This is a genomic window from Anaerolineales bacterium (assembly GCA_019637805.1).
Taxonomy (GTDB): Bacteria; Chloroflexota; Anaerolineae; order Anaerolineales; family UBA11579; genus JAMCZK01.
This window is the reverse complement of record JAHBVB010000005.1, coordinates 1-2,585: the sequence shown is the minus strand read 5'-3', so window position 1 is coordinate 2,585 and position 2,585 is coordinate 1. Positions and strand designations below refer to the sequence as shown.

Genomic DNA, 2,585 nt, shown 5'->3' with positions numbered 1-2,585 from the left:
ATCTACCTGCACAACCAATATCCGCAGCGCTGGCCGGGCATGAAGTGGCTCACGCCGGTGTGGCACCCCAACATCAACCACCTCAATGGCACGGTGTGCGTGGATGCCGCCTGGTGGACGGCCAGCCGCTCGCTGGACCGCCTGGTGCTGATGATCGGCGAGATGGTGCAGTACAAGAACTTTCATGATGACCCCACCAAGCCGCCGTTTCCCTGGGATGCAGAGGCGGCCCGCTGGAGCCGCGCCTACCGCAAGAAGCATCCCAACTTTTTCCCCGTGGATACGCGTGAGCTGCTGCGCCCTGAGCGCGTGCACATCAAGAAGCAGCCTGCTCAGAAGCAAAAGCCGCGCATCAAATTGAAGTAACCCGCCTACCAAAAGGAGACTGAGACATGGCTGACATTCCCGTAACCGTAGTACTGCCCTCCGGGGGCAGCCGCACCGCCGAAGTACCCAACGATGTGGAAGTGAAGGAACTCATTCCCGAGCTGGCCACTACGCTGGAGCTGCCCACCACCGGCCCCGATGGCCGCCCGATGGGCTACCGCCTGGACAGCAAGGCCCTGGGCCGCGAGCTCAAAGAGGATGAGACCCTGGAAGCCGCGGGCGTCCCGGCCGATGACCGTCTCATCATCACTGCCGACGTCACCGCGGGCTAACGAGCCTGCTTTGCGAAGGGTGCGTGCCTGCTTCCCCTCAGGCACGCACCTCACAAGGCCGCGTTATGAGCACAAAGACCTCTGACACCAAACCTGCAAGCGGGCAGCCTGCGCACAAGCCCCCAGGGCAGTCCGCTGGACACCAGCGCCCCAAGCACGCGCCCGAGTCGGCGCGCCTGCCGCTGGCACGCGCCCAGCGCTGGCTGGCCGCCGGCGAAGACAGTGCCCGGCCGCCGCTGCCCGTGTTCTTCTCGCCAGATGTGCTCAAGACCATCCGCGTGCATGCCGCCAGCGACATGGACAACGAGGTGGGCGGCTGGCTGGCGGGGCGCTGGTGCCATGACCCCCAGGCCGGTACGGAATTCATCATCGTGGAAGCACTGCTGCCCGCCCAACAGGTGCGCTCAGGCAGCACCTTCCTCACCTTTACGCATGACAGCCAGGTGGCCATGCTCTCCGCGCTGGAAGAGCAATACGAAGACAAGTGCATCGTGGGTTGGTATCACACCCACCCACGCATGGGCATCTTTCTTTCTGGCTATGACACCTGGCTGCACGATCACTTCTTCCCGCAGCCGTGGCAGATTGCCCTGGTGGTGGAGCCACATGCCAAACACGGCGGCGTGTTCGTGCGCCAGGCGGGCGAACTCTCGCCGCGCAAGTACCGCGGCTTCTACGAGCTGCTCTCGCTCGGCGCTGAGAGCGTAGTGGAGTGGGGCAACCTCAAGCTCTCCGCCACCGCCGCGCCGCGCGTGGAAGATACGCAGCCATCAGCGCAAGCTCTGCAGGCCGGCGCTCCTGCGGCGCCAGCGACAAAGACTGACCAACCGCAGCCCGAAGCACCCGAGGCTGCAAAACCACCATCCAAATCCCAAACGGAGGCTGATTCATGAGCCGCATCACGCGTTTGTATTACTACACCCTGTTGGGCGCTATTGGCGGCCTGATCGGTTGGCAGGTCAGCAATGTGCTCGGCCTGTCGTTTGCGCAAAACGTCTATCTCAGTGAGGTCGTAGTGGGCGGCCTGATTGGTTTCTGCATTGGAGCGCTGATCGGTGCCAGCGAAGGCGTAGCCTTGCGCAGCGCCGGTTATGCCCTGCGCGCCGGTTTGCAAAATGGCCTGTTCGGCCTGGTGGGCGGTGCGATTGGCCTGCCGCTGGCCGAGGGGGCCTTCCAGCTACTGGGCGGAGAGGCGTGGACGCGTGCCGTCGGCTGGGCGGTGTTCGGCGGCTTCATTGGCGCCGGGCTGGGCTTTAGCAGCGGCTCGCAGATGTGGAAGCCCGCCCTGGGTGGCCTGTTGGGTGGGGCGCTGGGCGGCCTGCTGCTGGAGCTGGCGCGTGTCCGCCTTGCCGATGCGCTCATTGGCAAGGCGATTGGCCTCGGCCTGCTGGGCGCGGCTATCGGTGCACTGATCGCCCTCATCGTCTTGCTGCTCTCGCGGGCCTGGCTGGAAGTGGTCAGCGGCAAGCTCAAAGGCACCGAATTCGTGCTGGATAAATTCATTCACGCCAATGGGCCTACTGCCTATGTGGGCAGCAGCGCCCTCAAGGCAGACATTGTGCTGCCTGACCCGGATATTGACCCGCAGCACGCCATCCTGACCGGTGGCGATACCCACATGAACATCCGTGACATGAGCCAGAAGGGTACCTACATCAACGGGCGCAAAGTGCAGCAGGCCCGTTTGCTGGACGAGCAGGCCATCCGCCTGGGCAATACCCAACTGGTCTATCACGAGAAGAGGTAAGCATGCACACACTCCCGCGCTTCACACTCAGCATTCTGATTGCACTCAGCTTGCTCTCCGGCCTGGCTTTTGCCCCGCTGGCCCAGGAGGGTTTGCAGGTGCGCATCACCCAGGTGGATACCAGCCAGTTCCCGCGCGTCACCTTGTTCGTTGCCGTCACGGATGCGCAGGGCAACCCG

Annotated in this window: 4 protein-coding genes; all 4 read left to right on the top strand. The window is 63.9% G+C overall.

Annotation, left to right across the window (positions count from 1 at the left end; genetic code table 11):
* Positions 1-366: hypothetical protein (locus tag KF885_11660; protein ID MBX3049815.1), on the top strand; the 366-nt coding region annotated here is incomplete at its 5' end.
* Between the two features lie 26 nt (positions 367-392).
* Positions 393-659, top strand: a complete 267-nt coding sequence (locus tag KF885_11655) for an EsaB/YukD family protein (GenBank protein MBX3049814.1) — start codon at positions 393-395, stop codon at positions 657-659.
* 65 nt (positions 660-724) lie between these two features.
* On the top strand, positions 725-1,552 hold the full coding sequence (locus KF885_11650; GenBank protein MBX3049813.1) for a Mov34/MPN/PAD-1 family protein: 828 nt from the start codon (positions 725-727) through the stop codon (positions 1,550-1,552).
* Positions 1,549-2,406 (top strand): FHA domain-containing protein, encoded by an 858-nt coding sequence (locus KF885_11645; GenBank protein MBX3049812.1) that lies wholly within the window; start codon positions 1,549-1,551, stop codon positions 2,404-2,406. Before KF885_11650 ends, KF885_11645 begins: the two co-directional genes overlap by 4 nt.
* Positions 2,407-2,585 lie beyond the last annotated feature (179 nt).